A 16,006-nucleotide genomic window follows, 5' to 3' on the forward strand; every position below is an offset into this window, starting at 1 on the left:
AATTAAATGTCGCGTCTTACCAATAGGGCTACGGTTTTTGGGGATTTCAGCGAGGCCATCGCAAGACTGCGATGGCGAATTTGTGGCCGGTTTCCTGACAGCAGCGACCCATTTGTACACTGGCGTTGCTCGGCTTGGCAATCAAGCACGGCGGGCGCGCCATGGATGAGGGGCGGTTTGCGCCGTGGCATCCCATCTTTCGCCTGTCTGCCGCTGGTTGTGAAACATTTCCTAATGCAAAGGCCTGGGTTATAAATGAACCACAGCGGCACAGGAGCCCGAAATGGATTCGAAAGAGCAACAATTGATGGAATTGCTAGGGCTGACTGCACGCTCGCTGACGCACCTGACGGCTTCGGTGACTTCGATGTCATTCGAATTGCTGCGCAGCGACGATGAGGTGACCAAGGCCGCGGGTCGTCGAATGATCGATCGCATGGCCACTATCAGTAACGGGCTCGACGAGCATTGGCGGCTGATCGGCGAGCTGACAGGTGTGCCCATCGCCCAGGAGCAGGTGGAAACCGTCGAAGAAATCCAACTGCTGGCGCCGCCTCCCGACCAGCCTTGACGCCATGTCATCGGTTGGCCTGATGCCCGGCAATTCACAGGACGAACGTCGCTGGCGCTGCCGGGAATCACGCGCCATAGTTTTGTTCCCGCGGCCGAAAGCGCCCGCCACGAATAAAACAGAGACTGGCCATGACCAAGACTCTCCACCACCGTGCGTGCCATCTGTGTGAAGCCATCTGTGGCTTGACCCTCGAAACCACCGAGACCGACGGCCAGGGCCTGGCGATCACTTCGATCAAGGGCGATGCGCTGGACACCTTCAGCCGGGGTCACATCTGTCCCAAGGCCGTGGCCCTGCAAGATATCCAGAACGATCCGGATCGGCTGCGCCAGCCCATGCAGCGCATCGGCAATGAATGGCACCCCATCGCCTGGGACGATGCCTTCGCGTTGGTGGCCGAACGTCTGGCGGATATCCAGGCGCGCCACGGCCAGAACGCGGTGGCGGTCTATCAGGGCAACCCCAGTGTGCATAACTATGGGTTGATGACCCACAGCAACTATTTCCTGGGCCTGTTGAAAACCCGCAGCCGTTTCTCGGCGACCTCGGTGGATCAACTGCCCCATCACCTGACCAGTCACCTGATGTACGGCCATGGCCTGTTGCTACCGATTCCGGACATCGATCACACGGACTTCATGTTGATCCTGGGCGGCAATCCGCTGGCCTCAAACGGCAGCATCATGACCGTGCCGGACGTGGAAAAGCGCCTCAAGGCGATCCAGGCCCGTGGCGGCAAAGTGGTGGTGGTCGATCCGCGCCGCAGCGAAACGGCGGCCATTGCCAACCAGCATGTCTTCGTCCGCCCTGGCGGCGATGCCGCGCTGCTGTTTGGCTTGCTCAATACATTGTTCAGCGAAGGCCTGACCCGTGACAGCCATTTGCCTGTGGATGGTCTGGACGAGGTGCGTGAGGCTGTCGCTACTTTTACGGCTGAAGCGATGAGCCCGCTCTGTGCGGTGCCGGCAGCGCAGATCCGCCAGTTGGCGCGGGACTTCGCCGCCGCGCCGTCAGCGGTGTGTTACGGGCGGATGGGGGTTTCGACCCAAGCGTTCGGTACGTTGTGCCATTGGTTGATCCAGGTGATCAACCTGGTCACCGGCAATCTCGATCGGGTGGGCGGGGCGCTGTGCACCGAGCCGGCGGTGGATCTGGTGGCCACCACTTCGGGCGGGCATTTCAATCGTTGGCAGAGCCGGGTGTCCGGGCGCCCCGAATATGCGGGGGAGTTGCCGGTATCGGCCCTGGCCGAGGAAATGCTCACCGAGGGCGAGGGCCAGATCCGTGCGTTGGTCACTGTGGCCGGCAACCCGGTGCTGTCCACCCCCAACGGGCGGCAACTGGAGCAGGCCCTGGACGGGTTGGAGTTCATGGTCAGCGTCGATTTGTACGTCAACGAAACCACGCGCTACGCCGATCTGATCCTGCCCTCGACCTCGGCCCTGGAGAACGATCATTACGACACCACGTTCAACCTGTTCGCGGTGCGCAACGTGACCCGTTTCAACCGGGCCATCCTGCCCAAGCCCGAGGGGGCGCTGCACGACTGGGAAATCTTTGTCGGCCTGGCCAAGGCCTTTGCTGCCCGGACCGGCAAAGAGCTCAAGCCGACCATGCCGCCGGCGCAGATGATCGATTTTGGCCTGCGCAACGGGGCGTATGGCGACGCCTCGCCGCACAAGTTGTCCCTGGCGACCCTGTTCGACCATCCCCATGGCATCGATCTTGGCGCACTCAAGCCTAACCTGGCCCCGCGCTTGAAAACCGAAAACCAGCAGGTGCAGGCCGCGCCGGCGGTGATTCTCGCCGACCTTGCGCGCTTTGCCGCGTTGCAGGCGCCAGAACCGGATGAGTTGCTGATGATTGGCCGCCGCCATGTGCGCAGCAACAACTCCTGGATGCATAACTTCCATCGACTGGTGAAGGGCAAGCCGCGTCATCAATTGCTGATGCACCCGGATGACCTCGCCTCTCGCGGCCTTGCCGACGGGCAGCGCGTGACGGTCAGTTCGCGAGTGGGGGCCATCGAAGTCGAGGTGCTGGGCAGCCTGGACATGATGAAAGGTGTGGTCAGCCTGCCTCACGGCTGGGGCCATGCCCGGCCGGGCGTGCAGATGACCATTGCCAGCGCACAGCCAGGCTCCAGCGCCAATGACCTGACTGATGATTGCCAGCTCGATGAGTTGTCCGGCAACGCGGCGCTCAACGGTGTACCGGTGAAGGTGGCGGCTGCGTAAAATTGTCTCTGGAGCACGTTCGGCTTTCCGTTACAATGCGTCACCGTGTCGACAACTTACGTCGCAAAGTTTTAAGCCGAGGTGCTCCATGGATATCATCGAAACGATTAAAGACCAGATTGCCAACAACACCATCCTGCTTTACATGAAAGGCTCGCCGAACGCGCCACAGTGCGGTTTCTCGGCCAAGGCCGCTCAGGCTGTGATGGCGTGTGGCGAGAAGTTTGCCTACGTGGACATCCTGCAGAACCCGGAAATCCGCGCCAACCTGCCCAAGTACGCCAACTGGCCAACCTTCCCACAACTGTGGGTTGGCGGTGAGCTGATCGGCGGTAGCGACATCATGACCGAGATGGCCGCTGATGGCTCGTTGCAAGCCACGATCAAGGAAGCGGTAGAAAAAGCGGCGGCGAACAAGACCGAAGCCTGATCCATGGAAGTCGGTTCACCACACCGGTTGTGATGAACACGAAACCTTGTGGGAGCGAGCCTGCTCGCGATAGCGGTATGTCAGTCAGCAGTTTTTTACCTGAACCACCGCTATCGCGAGCAGGCTCGCTCCCACAGTGGTTTTGGGTAGGCCTGGAATCCAGGCAATAAAAAGCCCCGCCTCTCGAAAGAGGGCGGGGCTTTTTAATGCCTGGCTAGCGGGGAAGCTTACTCTTCACCCATCTGCGATTGCAGGTAATTCTCAAGACCGACTTTGTCGATCAGGCCCAGCTGGGTTTCCAGCCAGTCGATGTGCTCTTCCTCGGATTCGAGGATATCTTCCAGCAGTTCACGGCTACCGAAATCGCCAACGCTTTCGCAATGGGCGATGGCGGCCTTCAGGTCGGCGTGGCCGGTGCGCTCGATACGCAGGTCGCACTCCAGCATTTCCCGGGTGTGTTCGCCGATGTGCAACTTGCCCAGATCCTGGACGTTCGGCAGGCCTTCGAGGAACAGGATGCGCTTGATCAGTTTGTCCGCGTGTTTCATCTCGTCGATGGATTCGTGGTACTCGTGCTTGCCCAGCTTGTTCAGGCCCCAATCCTCGTACATGCGCGCATGCAGGAAGTACTGGTTGATCGCGACCAGCTCATTGCCGAGGATCTTGTTGAGATGCTGGATGACTGTAATGTCGCCTTTCATGATGAGACCTGCCCTGTAATAGCTGTATATAGGGCAGAGTTTGAGCCGCACATTTACGGGTGTCAAACCTAAGTTATTGAATAATAAATGAAAATTAATCGGAATAAGAATGTTTGTGTTCCGCGTCTGGACGCTAAGCAATTGATTTACAGGCATAAAAAAACCGGACATTGAGTCCGGTTCCTTGAAAACTGTTTTTTACGCGGCGGTAAATTCTACCGGGTAGGGGATCGAGGCCTGTGCCGTTTGCACCTTGGCGAGGGTTTCGCGAACCACTTCCTTGGCCAGGCACGCACATTTACCGCATTGGCTGGCTACGCCGGTGGCCTGACGGACTTCGCGATAGCTGCAGCAACCTTCGTAGATCGCTTCGCGGATTTGTCCGTCGGTGACGCCAGTGCAGAGGCATACATACATAAGTTAGAACCGTCGCTGGTTGTGACTCAATTGAGACGGATCTTAATGTTAACGAGAATGATTGTCAAAGTGGTTTCTGAAAACCTTTTGCCAGAGCGACGCCTGGCTGACGAACGGTTTGTACCCCGGCCAGTGACGTGTCATGAAATGCTACAGCGATTTTTCAATACCGCCGAAAAACCGTTGAAGACAGCCCAAATTCGCGGTGTATGATGGTCGGCCCTTGCAAGCGGGTTCGTGTCACAGGGCTGTCGCCTGAGGGTGGCAGGCTGGCCCGGACCTTGTTTTCACGCTATTACATCAGGAGATATCCAATGAGCGTACTCGTAGGCAAACAAGCCCCAGACTTTACCGTTCCAGCCGTGCTCGGCAACGGCGAAATCGTCGACAGCTTCACCCTGTCCTCGGCCATCAAAGGCAAATACGGCCTGGTGTTCTTCTATCCGCTGGACTTCACCTTCGTCTGCCCGTCCGAACTGATCGCACTGGATCACCGCATGGACGACTTCAAGGCCCGCAACGTTGAAGTGGTTGCCGTTTCGATCGACTCGCACTTCACCCACAACGCCTGGCGCAACACCCCGATCAACAATGGCGGTATCGGCCAGGTGAAATACACCATGGCTGCCGACATGAAGCACGAAATCGCCAAGGCCTACGACGTTGAGTCCGAAGGTGGCGTGGCTTTCCGTGGCGCGTTCCTGATTGACGACAAAGGTGTTGTCCGTTCGCAGATCATCAACGACCTGCCGCTGGGCCGTAACATGGAAGAGCTGATCCGTCTGGTCGACGCGCTGCAATTCCACGAAGAGCACGGCGAAGTGTGCCCGGCCAACTGGAAAAAAGGCGACAAGGGCATGACCGCTTCGCCTGAAGGCGTTGCCGCTTACCTGGGCGAGCACAGCGACAAGCTGTAATTGCTTTAGGCATAAAAAAACCGGCCCTTGGTAGGGCCGGTTTTTTTATGGGTGTTTCAAGCCAAATTATCGGCTGAACACAGAGCTATGGGGCGATGTCAGTCGTCGAAATCCTGCCAACCACCCATCTGCTTCCAGCGATTGACGATGCCGCAGAACAGCTCCGCCGTCTTCTCGGTGTCGTAGCGGGCCGAGTGGGCCTCGCGGCCATCGAAATCGATGTCGGCCGCCTGGCACGCCTTGGCCAGGACGGTCTGGCCGTATGCCAGGCCAGCCAGGGTCGCGGTGTCGAAGCTGGAGAACGGGTGGAACGGGTTGCGCTTCATGTCCAGGCGCGCGACAGCGGCGTTGAGGAAGCCCAGGTCGAAGCTGCTGTTGTGGCCGACCAGGATCGCTCGCTTGCAACCGTTGGCCTTCAGCGCCTTGCGCACGCCACGGAAGATGTCGGTCAGGGCCGTTTCTTCGCTGACCGCCATGCGCAGCGGGTGATCGAGCTTGATCCCGGTAAACTCCAGGGCCGCCGCTTCGATGTTGGCGCCTTCGAACGGTTCGACACGGAAGAAATAGGTGTGGTCAGGGAACACGAAGCCTTTTTCGTCCATGCCAATGGTGGTCGCGGCGATTTCCAGCAAGGCGTCGGTGGCGGAGTTGAAACCGCCGGTTTCTACATCGACGACGACCGGCAGATAACCCCGGAAGCGGGCTGCCATGGGATGACGGGCGCCGCCCGAACCACCATTGCCGTCCAGTTCGTCGTCGAAATGATCTTCACTCACGCGTTTTCCTCCAGCAGGCGCCAGCGCAGTTTTTCACCGGCGCGCAGCGGGATGACAGTCAGCTCGCCGAAAGGCAGGCTGGCGGGGGCGGTCCATTCGTCGCGGACCAGGGTAATACTGTCGGTGTTCACCGGCAGGCCATAGAAACGCGGGCCATGCAGGCTGGCGAAGCCTTCGAGTTTGTCCAGCGCATTGCGCTGTTCGAACGCCTCGGCATACATCTCGATGGCGGCATAGGCGGTGTAGCAGCCGGCGCAACCGCAGGCCGCTTCCTTGGCGTGACGGGCGTGGGGCGCCGAGTCGGTGCCGAGGAAAAACTTGGTGCTGCCGCTGGTGGCGGCGTCGAGCAAGGCTTCCTGGTGGGTATTGCGCTTGAGGATCGGCAGGCAATAGAAGTGCGGCCGGATCCCGCCCACCAGCATGTGGTTGCGGTTGTACAGCAGGTGATGGGCAGTAATGGTCGCGCCAACGTTGGCCGGAGCCTCGTTGACGAACTGCACGGCATCGCCGGTGGTGATGTGTTCGAACACCACCTTGAGGGTCGGGAAGCGCTCCACGACGCGGCGCATGTGCTCGTCGATGAAGATTTTCTCGCGGTCGAACACGTCGACGTCGCCCCGGGTGACTTCACCGTGGATCAACAACGGCATGCCGACTTCGGCCATGGCCTCCAGCGCCGGGAAGATCTTGTCGATGCTGGTGACGCCGGAATCGGAGTTGGTGGTCGCGCCGGCAGGGTACAGCTTGGCGGCGTGGACGAAGCCGCTGGCCTTGGCGTCGCGAATCTCTTCGGGCTGGGTGCGGTCGGTGAGGTACAGCACCATCAGCGGTTCGAAGCGGCTGCCAGCCGGGCGTGCGTCGAGGATGCGCTGGCGATAGCCGTCGGCCTCGGCGGCGTTGCGCACGGGCGGAACCAGGTTCGGCATGATGATTGCGCGCCCGAAGGTGCGCGCGACATCGGCGACGGTATGGGTCAACACAGCACCATCGCGAAGATGAATATGCCAGTCGTCGGGACGCAGCAGGGTCAGGCGGTCAGACATTGGGGGGCTTCCAGGCGGGTCAAACTCTGGGGAATGCTACCGGAAAAGACCGATTCAGGCACCCGCTATCAAGTTCTGCCGCAACTTACCGATAGCTCCTACAGGTGTGCCACGAATCCGTGCAGTGCCCCGGACAGGCGTCATGCCCCAGGCATGCGTCGATCTTTGTATAAAAGTCAGTGGAGCCTCCCGTGCGCCAGCGTTATCTAGCCTTGCTCAGTGTGTTTGCCAGCCTTCCCGCCATGGCGCTCACTTTCCAGACCCGTCTGGAGAGCATTGAGTGGACGGTCGAAGGCGACAAGTTCGAGTGCCGGCTGAGCCAGCCGATCACCGATTTCGGCAGCGGCGAGTTCGTGCGTCGGGCGGGCGAGCAGGCCACGTTCCGCCTCAAGACCTACAACCCGATGCTTGGCGGCGGTTCGGCAACCTTGCTGGCGGCCGCCGCGCCGTGGCAACCGGGGCGAGGCGATATCAACCTGGGTTCGGTCAGGATCGGCAGCGGCGATGTGCTGTTCAACAGCTCCCAGGTCCAGGCCGGCCGGTTGATCAGTGGCCTGATGGAAGGTCGCAGCCCCGTGGTGCGCCGCAACACCGAGGACGGACGGGTCTCGGAAGTGCGCCTGCTGCCGGTGCGTTTCAGCAAGGCTTTCAATGACTATCAAGGTTGCGTGGCGAAACTGTTGCCAAAGAATTTCGAGCAGGTGAAGCAGACCCAGATCGGCTTCCCCGGCGAAGAAGTCGAACTCGATGCCCATGCCAAGGCACAGTTGCAGGTAATGCTCGACTTCATCAAGGCTGATCCAAGCGTTAATCATGTAGAGCTTGACGGCCACTCCGACAACAGCGGCAATCGCCTGACCAACCGTGAGCTGTCGCGCCGCCGCGCCCTGGCAGTTCAGGATTTCTTCAAGGCCAATGGCTTCCAGGAATCGCAGATTACCCTGCGCTTCCACGGCGAGCGTTATCCCCTGGTACCCAATACCAACGCCGCCAACCGCGCCAAGAATCGTCGCGTGGTCGTGCGCCTGGAGCGTGTGGCGCCGACTGAAGTACCGGCACCCCAGGCCCCGGCGGCGCAGCCGGCGGCTCCTGCGGCGCCCGCCAAGGTTCCGGCGCCGGTCGCCGCACCAGCCAAGGCGCCCGCTCCGGCGACTGCGCGCACGTCCTGATTCGATTTTGACCGTCGCGCTCTCGACATAATCTGTCGCTTCGTCGTCATAAGCTGTCGCGCCTCTGTAAATTATCCGCGCTGGACGTTAGACTTCTCGGCTTTCCGTACAACCCGTGGAGTGATGGCATGGCGGACGTAAACAAGGTCGTTCTGGCGTATTCCGGCGGCCTGGACACTTCGGTGATCCTCAAGTGGCTGCAGGACACTTATAACTGCGAAGTGGTGACCTTCACCGCTGACCTGGGACAGGGCGAGGAAGTCGAGCCTGCACGCGCCAAGGCCCAGGCCATGGGCGTCAAAGAGATCTACATCGATGACCTGCGCGAAGAGTTCGTCCGCGACTTCGTGTTCCCGATGTTCCGCGCCAATACCGTTTACGAAGGTGAGTACCTGCTGGGTACCTCCATCGCCCGTCCGTTGATCGCCAAGCGCCTGATCGAAATCGCCAACGAAACCGGCGCCGACGCCATTTCCCATGGCGCCACCGGCAAGGGCAACGACCAGGTGCGTTTCGAGCTGGGTGCCTATGCCCTCAAGCCTGGCGTTAAAGTCATTGCCCCATGGCGTGAGTGGGACTTGCTGTCCCGTGAAAAACTGATGGACTACGCCGAGAAGCACGCGATTCCGATCGAGCGCCACGGCAAGAAGAAATCCCCGTACTCGATGGACGCCAACCTGCTGCACATCTCCTATGAAGGCGGCGTGCTGGAAGACACCTGGACCGAGCACGAAGAAGACATGTGGCGCTGGACCGTCTCCCCGGAGAAGGCCCCCGATACCCCGCAGTACCTGGAGCTGACCTATCGCAACGGCGATATCGTCGCACTGGACGGCGTTGAGATGAGCCCGGCCACCGTGCTGGCGACCCTGAACCGCATCGGTGGCGAACACGGCATCGGTCGCCTGGACATCGTCGAGAACCGCTATGTGGGCATGAAGTCCCGTGGCTGCTACGAAACTCCCGGCGGCACCATCATGCTGCGCGCCCACCGGGCGATCGAATCGATCACCCTGGACCGCGAAGTGGCTCACCTCAAAGACGAGTTGATGCCCAAGTATGCCAGCCTGATCTACACCGGCTACTGGTGGAGCCCTGAGCGTCTGATGCTGCAACAGATGATCGACGCCTCCCAGACCAACGTGAACGGTGTCGTGCGGCTGAAGTTGTACAAGGGCAACGTGATCGTGACCGGGCGCAAGTCCGACGACTCGCTGTTCGATGCCAACATCGCGACCTTCGAAGAAGACGGCGGTGCCTACAACCAGGCCGACGCGGCCGGCTTCATCAAGCTCAACGCCCTGCGCATGCGCATCGCGGCGAATAAGGGTCGCAAGCTGTTCTGACCCTGGCGAGATGAAAAAGCGGCCTGCCATGAGCAGGCCGTTTTTTTTGCCCCTTTTTTGCGTGTGCGGGCTTTGCTGCTGCGCGGCCCTTGATCGTTCATTCATCCTGCCCGTGGGCTGCCGGGTCTGCGTTGCTGTAGATGACGTATACGACGATGCGGGTGTGCTTCAAATGTCTTGATCGACAGGTCTCGCTCAGGCGTTCCGATTGGCCGCATAGGAGACAAGGGGAGGCTGGTTCGCGCCTGCGTCGATGAAGGCGTTTTAGCAGCTCTTTGATTTTATCCGCCCGACGTAGCAGTCGTTTGTGTCGGCAGGGCGAGTCAACCATGGTCTTTAAAAAGTGCTTGTTCTTGCGAAAATCCGAGGGTGAATACAGGGAGCGATAATTGAAGTTGAGCGTTATGAAAAAAAGCAGCAATAGATAAAAAGGGAAGCTGATCAGGAACCAGAGGTAATACTCACGATCCTGGTCATCCAGGAATGGCAAGGAAATCGCCGCGGAAGTTTCGGACAAAGTTGCGAATATGGCGATGAGGGTCATAGGGTTGGTTATGGTCTTCGAAGGTTTGTTCATGGTTAATGCTCATGGAATATTTATGCTCGGTGAATAGGCTGGAAAGTGGTTATTAAGATATAGGCGCAATCGCAGCGGCTGCCGATGATGGATGTCGGATGCCAAGCTATTTTATATATGAATTTTTCTTCTTGAAGTGAGCGAGAGGCAGTTTTAACAGTAAATAATTCAGTTACTCTTTATGATTGAAAAGCTTTTTAATGGGCTGCCTGTCGGTGGGCGTCACGGTAAAAGAGCGAATTGTTCACAGGGTTACCGGATTGTTAAGAAAGGTCCATTCTTCTCTGTAGAAAAATTCACGACACATTTTTTCCTGGAGAATTTGTAGGATTTTTCTGTATAGCTTGTAGGTTCTGTCTCTCGGTGCGAGCGTTCAGGGGGGGGCGGCATGCCAAGGTAGAAATGACTAGGCTATTGTGCGTGCTCTAAAAATTCGAACAGCGAAGTTGGATTTGCCCATGAATAAAGTGCTGATCGTGGATGATCATCCCGTCATTCGTCTTGCTGTACGTTTGCTGATGGAGCGTCATGGTTATGAAGTCGTTGCCGAAACCGATAATGGCGTCGATGCGTTACAACTTGCTCGCGAACTTATGCCCGATATCGTCATTCTCGATATCGGTATTCCCAAGCTGGACGGATTGGAGGTCATTGCCCGTCTGGCGGCTATTCCTTCATCGATGAAGGTGCTGGTGCTGACTTCCCAGGCACCGGGACATTTTTCGATGCGCTGCATGCAGACGGGGGCGGCCGGGTATGTATGCAAGCAACAGGATCTTACTGAGTTACTGAGTGCAATCAAGGCAGTACTGTCCGGTTACAGTTACTTCCCCAACCAGGCCTTGCATACGGTACGGTCGAGTCTGGGCAATGCCAGTGAGTCGGATATGGTCGACCGATTATCGGGGCGGGAAATGATGGTCTTGCAACAACTGGCTCGCGGTAAGACCAACAAGGAGATCGCCGATGGAATGTTCTTGAGCAACAAGACCGTCAGTACCTACAAGACACGCTTATTGTTGAAGCTCAATGCCCGTTCCCTGGTCGACCTGATCGAACTGGCGCAGCGTAATGGGTTGGTGTGAGTTTTCGGGTCACGCGTACTCAGTAAAAAGCCTCCATCAGGGAGGCTTTTACGTGTCAGAGGTCAAAGTCGTAATCGGCCAGTTGCTTCTGCAGACGGCGCTCTTCCAGCAGGTTATCAATGGTGCGGCGCTTGCTCAGGTTGGTTTTCGCCACTTCCACGACCACAGGTTCAACGTCGTCGGCCTCAACGGCGATGAATTCGTCTTCTACATCCAGTTGTTCTTTGCCAGTACTCATGGGTTCGACTCCAGGCTAAGACTGCCATTGGCGCTCCTTATATCGATAAACCACGGGCGGGTAAAAAAGATTTTTTCAATCGGTTGATCGATAAAATCAATAGCGCCTCAATCGTCGGAGGTCTTGTGCTTGTATTCGCATAAGTCTTCGATTCGACAGCTGCCACAGCGGGGCTTGCGCGCCAGGCAGACGTAGCGTCCGTGAAGGATGAGCCAGTGATGGGAGTCCAGCAGGAATTCCTTGGGGACGAATTTCATCAATTTCTTCTCGACCTCCACCACGTTTTTGCCGGGGGCCAGCCCGGTGCGGTTGCTGACACGGAAAATGTGGGTGTCGACCGCCATGGTCAACTGCCGAAACGCGGTGTTGAGTACGACGTTGGCGGTTTTGCGGCCCACGCCCGGAAGGGCTTCCAGCGCTTCACGGGTCTGTGGGACCTCACTGGCGTGGCGCTCGATCAACAGGCGGCAGGTCTCGATTACGTTTTTGGCCTTGCTGTTGAATAGCCCGATGGTCTTGATGTACTCGGACAGTCCCTCGACGCCCAGGGCATAGATCGCCTCTGGCGTATTGGCCACCGGGAAAAGTTTGGCCGTGGCTTTGTTGACGCCGACGTCGGTGGACTGGGCCGAGAGGATGACCGCGATCAGCAACTCGAACGGCGAGGAATAGGCCAGTTCGGTCTTTGGTTCCGGGTTGTCCTCGTGAAAGCGACGAAATATTTCCAGGCGTTTTGCGGCGTTCATGGGCGCGGCGTTTCCTCGATAGTTGAAGGGGGAGTGTCAGCCGTCCAAGCCTGTCGGGCCGCCAACAGCAGCCCAAGCAGAATGAACCCGCCTGGGGCGAGCAAGGCCAGGGGAAGGCTGCTGCCGATCAGCCCACGCACGGCGCCCAGGCTGATCATCAAGAGACCGAACAGCCCAACCAGCCTCAGGCGCCCAAGCCAGCGAGACTCAACGAAGAATCCCTCATGCTCCAGCGCCACGCAGCTCAGGGCGATCCAGCCAACGTAAAGGCTCAACGGACGGTACAGTTCCAGCGCCCAGGCCTGGACGATAAAGCCCGTGCAGGTGGTCAGGGTCGCGGCCAGCACGATGGAGGCGAGCAGCCGTTGACGGGTTGTCAGGCGCTGCCGGACAAGCCCCATCGTCAAACCATGGCTGAAGAGAATCAAGGCCCAGGCCAGCCACAACCCCAGCGCGCCGACCAGCGAATGACTCGCGCCGATCAATGGGACGAGCAGCAGGCCGTGTGTCAGCCCCCATGGTTTATTCATTCGCCGCCACCCCCGTCAACTGAGCCTTGTGCTCGTCGAAGTAACGCAGCGCATCGTGCACAGCCTGCAGGACCGCCCGGGATGTCACTGTCGCGCCTGCCAGTTGATCGAACTGCCCCTGGTCCTTTTTCAAGGCCCAGCCGCTGTCGTCAGGCGCCTGACGTGATTTACCGGTGAAAGTCTGCAGCCAGGCGTTCGGCCAACCGGCAATCGCCGCGCCCAACCCGCGTGTTTCGGATTGGCGCAGGGTCTTGACGCCCAGCAACCGGCCCTGAGGATCGATGGCGATCAGCAATTCGATGCTGCCTTCATAGCCCTGCGCCTGGCTACGTAGCAGCACGGCGCTGGGCTGGCCGCTGCGGGTCGCCAGGTAGCCGCCCAGCAGCGTGCTGTGAGCCAAGGTCACCGAGGCTGGGACAATGGGGTGCGCCAACGGCTGGTTGTCATAGCGGTCAGTGGGCAGCACCTCGAGCAAGGTTCTGTTCGCCAACGCTTGCCGCTGGGCCTCGATGCGCCCGGCCGTGCCGAGGTGAGTGAGGTAAGTGGCACCAACGCCCAGGCCGATCACCAGGATCAGGATTGCCACGCCGCCGCGATTATTCATGTCAGTGGCCGCCGTTGTCGCGCTTCGGCAAACCGGTCCAGTGCCGGTACTCCGAGGTTCATCAGCAACACCGCGAACGCCACGCCGTCCGGGTAACCAGCCCAGGTACGGATCAGATAGACCAGCAACCCCATACCTGCGCCAAACAGCAGGCGAGCGAGAGGGGCCTTGGCCCCCGAGACCGGTTCGGTCGCGATAAAAAACGCGCCGAGCATGGTTGCGCCGGTGAACAGGTGAAACAGCGGCGAGCCATGGGAGTCGGAACCCGAACCGTTCCAGCACAACAGGCTGACGATGGACAGGCTCGCCAGCATGCCCACCGGGGCATGCCAACTGAACACCCGCTGTTGCAGCAGAAACAGACCGCCCGCCAGGAAGGCCAGGTTGATCCATTCGACACCACTGCCACCGAAACGCCCGAAGGCCGGATCGTTGGCGAACAGTTCATCGATGGTCAGGCTCGTGTTGGTCCGCAGGCTGTCCAGCGCGGTTGCTCCGGCCCAGGCATCGGGCGTCGGGTGAGTGCCGAATACCTGCTGCAAGCCTTCAAGCAGGCCCATGGCATGGAGCGCCGGCCATTGGCTCATATGGGAGGGAAACGCCACCAACACCACGGCGTACCCAAGCATCGCCGGGTTGAACGGGTTGCTGCCGACGCCGCCCCACAGGTGCTTGCCGAACAGCAAGGCGCAGGCGGCCGCAGTCACGGTCAGCCACCAGGGGCAATAGGCCGGCAAGGCCAGGGCCAGCAGTGTGGCGCTAACCAGCGCGCTGCCATCGTTCAGCTCAGGTTTGAAGGGTCTGCCCCGTAAACGCAGTACCAACGCTTCGACTGCCAGCGCAGTGAGACCGGACAACAGCAGGTTGAGCAGCACGCCCCAGCCATGGAACCACAGCAATGCCAGCAGGCCGGGCAGTGTCGCCAGCAACACACGCGTCATCGCTTGGCGCAGCCGTTCATCCACGGGCTCAGGAAGCGGCATGGGCGTCCACCTGGCGTTCGGCATCCTTCACCGCTTGTTCCAATGCCCGCAGTTGTTCATCCGATACCGTAGCCGCCCGGGCCTTGCTGAGTTCGGCGCGGCGCATCGCCAGTTGGATCTTGGCTCGCTTCAGCTCGGCGCTGTTCGCCGGTGCAGGAGCTGGAGCGGTCGAGGGGGTGGCGTTTTCCAGTTGGCTCAGGGCCTGCTCGGCTGCTTCGAACTGGCGTTGCAGCACGATCAGTTGCGACTGTTGCTCGAAGGTTGGCGGATGGCCGAACGCTTTCAAGGATTTGTTCAATTGCGCCCGGCTCATGGCCAGGTCGACCTTGGCTTTTTTCAAGGCAGCATCGGCGGTGGCGGCTTTTTGCGCGCGCACGCGCTCCAGTGCGGCTTGTACGGGGTCGAGTGCCTGGCCCTGTTCCTGGGGTTGAGTCTGGGCTGCGCGTTGGTTGCGAGCCAGGCGTTCGGCCTGGCGCTGTTCTTCTTCGCGGCGTAGGCGCGTATTGCGCTGTTCGAAGCGGCGCCGGGCGTGGTTGCGCTTGGCGGTTCGCGCCTGTTGCTCTGCGGCGCTGAAGGCCAGGCCGCCGACGATCGGCAGGGTCGCCGTCGGCAGAGGACGCATTTCAATGCAATCGACCGGACAGGGCGCCACGCAAAGATCGCAGCCGGTGCATTCGTCGATGAGGACGGTGTGCATCAGCTTCGCCGCGCCGACAATCGCGTCCACCGGGCAGGCCTGGATGCACTTGGTACAACCGATGCATTCGGCTTCGCGGATAAAGGCAATCTGCGCCGGGGCACTGCCGCGGCTGGTGTCCAGTTCCAATACTGGCACTTTCATCAGCTCGGCCAGGGCGGCGATGGTTTCGCGTCCACCGGGCGGGCATTTGTTGATCGGCTCACCCTGGGCGATGCCTTCGGCGTAGGGCTTGCACCCGGGATGGCCGCACTTGCCGCACTGAGTCTGCGGCAGCAAGGCGTCGATACGTTGAATCAGGCTCATGTTTTGACCAGCCCGCGCAATCCGAGAAAGGCCACCGCCATCAGTCCGGCGCTGATCAACTGAATCGGCAGGCCCCGAAAGGGCAGGGGAATATCGTTATTGAAGACGCGTTGGCGCAAATCATCGAACAGGCTCAGCACCAGCCAGAATCCCAGCCCGGCGCCCAGGCTCGTGGCGATGGCATGGCCCAGGCCCCGATCATCCTGGCTGTTGAGTAGCGTGAGGCCGAGGATACCGGCATTTGCGAGCAACAGCGGCCACAGCCCCTCGAACGGCAATGCCGGCAGCCAGCGCGCCAGCCAGTGCAGCAATGGGCCGATCAACAGCACGCTCAAGGACAACCAGGCAAACAGGCGCAGCGATGTCAGGTTTGCCGGGACCAGCAGCCAGTGGTCCAGCAGATAGCCCAAGGCGCCAACCATCAGCATCAGGAACGCCGTCGCCAGGCCCAAGGCGTGCACCTGCTTTCGACCATTGGCCGCCAGCAGCGGATCGACGCCCAGCGGCCAATGCAACACGAGGTTGTTGATCAGGGCAGCGCTGAACAGCGTGAGGACGATTTCGGTCATGGGCGTGTTGGCAACAAAGGGCCTGTTACAAGATTAGGCATTATCCGGCACGCCGGGAGGG

General features: G+C 59.8%; 18 protein-coding genes and 1 pseudogene. 7 read left to right on the plus strand and 12 right to left on the minus strand.

Annotated elements, in window-relative coordinates:
- The first annotated feature begins 283 nt into the window (after positions 1-283).
- The 3 genes from DTP52_RS13715 (at position 284) to grxD (ending at position 3,241) form a co-directional block, all read left to right on the plus strand.
- Positions 284-571 carry a hypothetical protein gene (locus tag DTP52_RS13715; protein ID WP_014339882.1) on the plus strand — a complete coding sequence of 96 codons (288 nt, stop codon included), beginning with the start codon at positions 284-286 and terminating at the stop codon, positions 569-571.
- A gap of 131 nt (positions 572-702) precedes the next feature.
- Positions 703-2,811, plus strand: coding sequence for a molybdopterin oxidoreductase family protein (locus DTP52_RS13720; protein ID WP_109753842.1), 2,109 nt, complete (start codon positions 703-705; stop codon positions 2,809-2,811).
- A gap of 88 nt (positions 2,812-2,899) precedes the next feature.
- Positions 2,900-3,241: a Grx4 family monothiol glutaredoxin gene (gene grxD / locus DTP52_RS13725; protein ID WP_003204956.1), complete on the plus strand. Its 342-nt coding sequence runs from the start codon at positions 2,900-2,902 to the stop codon at positions 3,239-3,241.
- 227 nt (positions 3,242-3,468) lie between these two features.
- Here the strand turns inward: grxD and bfr are convergent, their stop codons facing one another.
- Positions 3,469-3,942, minus strand: coding sequence for a bacterioferritin (gene bfr / locus DTP52_RS13730; RefSeq protein ID WP_109753843.1), 474 nt, complete (start codon positions 3,940-3,942; stop codon positions 3,469-3,471).
- 198 nt (positions 3,943-4,140) lie between these two features.
- The gene (locus DTP52_RS13735; RefSeq protein ID WP_003178704.1) at positions 4,141-4,359 is read right to left on the minus strand and encodes a bacterioferritin-associated ferredoxin; all 219 of its coding nucleotides are present in this window, start codon (positions 4,357-4,359) and stop codon (positions 4,141-4,143) included.
- A 314-nt stretch (positions 4,360-4,673) separates the two neighbouring features.
- Here DTP52_RS13735 and DTP52_RS13740 point away from each other — a divergent pair, with 314 nt between their 5' ends.
- On the plus strand, positions 4,674-5,276 hold the full coding sequence (locus DTP52_RS13740) for a peroxiredoxin (RefSeq protein WP_003204949.1): 603 nt from the start codon (positions 4,674-4,676) through the stop codon (positions 5,274-5,276).
- A gap of 98 nt (positions 5,277-5,374) precedes the next feature.
- Here DTP52_RS13740 and rnt read toward each other — a convergent pair whose 3' ends face one another.
- Together rnt and pyrC are read right to left on the minus strand one after the other, a co-directional pair.
- Positions 5,375-6,052 carry a ribonuclease T gene (rnt, locus tag DTP52_RS13745; RefSeq protein ID WP_109753844.1) on the minus strand — a complete coding sequence of 226 codons (678 nt, stop codon included), beginning with the start codon at positions 6,050-6,052 and terminating at the stop codon, positions 5,375-5,377.
- Entirely contained in the window at positions 6,049-7,095 is a 1,047-nt protein-coding gene (pyrC, locus tag DTP52_RS13750) for a dihydroorotase (RefSeq protein WP_109753845.1), read from the minus strand. The genes rnt and pyrC overlap by 4 nt, the downstream gene beginning before the upstream one ends.
- 191 nt (positions 7,096-7,286) lie before the next feature.
- On the opposite strand from pyrC, the gene DTP52_RS13755 reads away from it, so the two are divergent.
- On the plus strand, positions 7,287-8,264 hold the full coding sequence (locus DTP52_RS13755) for an OmpA family protein (protein WP_109753846.1): 978 nt from the start codon (positions 7,287-7,289) through the stop codon (positions 8,262-8,264).
- Positions 8,265-8,392: 128 nt separating this feature from the next.
- On the plus strand, positions 8,393-9,610 hold the full coding sequence (locus DTP52_RS13760) for an argininosuccinate synthase (RefSeq protein ID WP_053124536.1): 1,218 nt from the start codon (positions 8,393-8,395) through the stop codon (positions 9,608-9,610).
- Positions 9,611-9,938: 328 nt separating this feature from the next.
- Here the strand turns inward: DTP52_RS13760 and DTP52_RS31190 are convergent.
- Positions 9,939-10,187 (minus strand): annotated as a pseudogene (locus DTP52_RS31190) (hypothetical protein); the annotation flags it as partial.
- 458 nt (positions 10,188-10,645) lie between these two features.
- On the opposite strand from DTP52_RS31190, the gene DTP52_RS13770 reads away from it, so the two are divergent.
- Positions 10,646-11,272, plus strand: a complete 627-nt coding sequence (locus DTP52_RS13770; RefSeq protein ID WP_109753848.1) for a response regulator transcription factor — start codon at positions 10,646-10,648, stop codon at positions 11,270-11,272.
- 55 nt (positions 11,273-11,327) lie between these two features.
- Here DTP52_RS13770 and DTP52_RS13775 read toward each other — a convergent pair whose 3' ends face one another.
- The 7 genes from DTP52_RS13775 to DTP52_RS13805 form a co-directional block, all read right to left on the minus strand.
- Positions 11,328-11,510 (minus strand): PA3496 family putative envelope integrity protein, encoded by a 183-nt coding sequence (locus DTP52_RS13775; RefSeq protein ID WP_109753849.1) that lies wholly within the window; start codon positions 11,508-11,510, stop codon positions 11,328-11,330.
- A 107-nt stretch (positions 11,511-11,617) separates the two neighbouring features.
- Positions 11,618-12,256: an endonuclease III gene (gene nth / locus DTP52_RS13780; protein WP_109753850.1), complete on the minus strand. Its 639-nt coding sequence runs from the start codon at positions 12,254-12,256 to the stop codon at positions 11,618-11,620.
- Positions 12,253-12,786, minus strand: coding sequence for an Rnf-Nqr domain containing protein (locus DTP52_RS13785; protein ID WP_109753851.1), 534 nt, complete (start codon positions 12,784-12,786; stop codon positions 12,253-12,255). Before DTP52_RS13785 ends, nth begins: the two co-directional genes overlap by 4 nt.
- Positions 12,779-13,390, minus strand: coding sequence for an RnfABCDGE type electron transport complex subunit G (locus DTP52_RS13790; protein ID WP_109753852.1), 612 nt, complete (start codon positions 13,388-13,390; stop codon positions 12,779-12,781). The genes DTP52_RS13785 and DTP52_RS13790 overlap by 8 nt, the downstream gene beginning before the upstream one ends.
- Positions 13,387-14,373 carry an RnfABCDGE type electron transport complex subunit D gene (locus tag DTP52_RS13795; RefSeq protein WP_109753853.1) on the minus strand — a complete coding sequence of 329 codons (987 nt, stop codon included), beginning with the start codon at positions 14,371-14,373 and terminating at the stop codon, positions 13,387-13,389. The genes DTP52_RS13790 and DTP52_RS13795 overlap by 4 nt, the downstream gene beginning before the upstream one ends.
- Positions 14,360-15,376 carry an electron transport complex subunit RsxB gene (rsxB, locus tag DTP52_RS13800; RefSeq protein ID WP_109753854.1) on the minus strand — a complete coding sequence of 339 codons (1,017 nt, stop codon included), beginning with the start codon at positions 15,374-15,376 and terminating at the stop codon, positions 14,360-14,362. The genes DTP52_RS13795 and rsxB overlap by 14 nt, the downstream gene beginning before the upstream one ends.
- A complete protein-coding gene (locus tag DTP52_RS13805) occupies positions 15,373-15,945 on the minus strand; it encodes an Rnf-Nqr domain containing protein (RefSeq protein ID WP_109753855.1) in 573 nt (190 codons plus the stop codon). Before DTP52_RS13805 ends, rsxB begins: the two co-directional genes overlap by 4 nt.
- Between the last annotated feature and the right edge of the window lie 61 nt (positions 15,946-16,006).

The organism is Pseudomonas sp. 43mfcvi1.1, from assembly GCF_900115935.1.
Taxonomy (GTDB): Bacteria; Pseudomonadota; Gammaproteobacteria; order Pseudomonadales; family Pseudomonadaceae; genus Aquipseudomonas; species Aquipseudomonas bijieensis.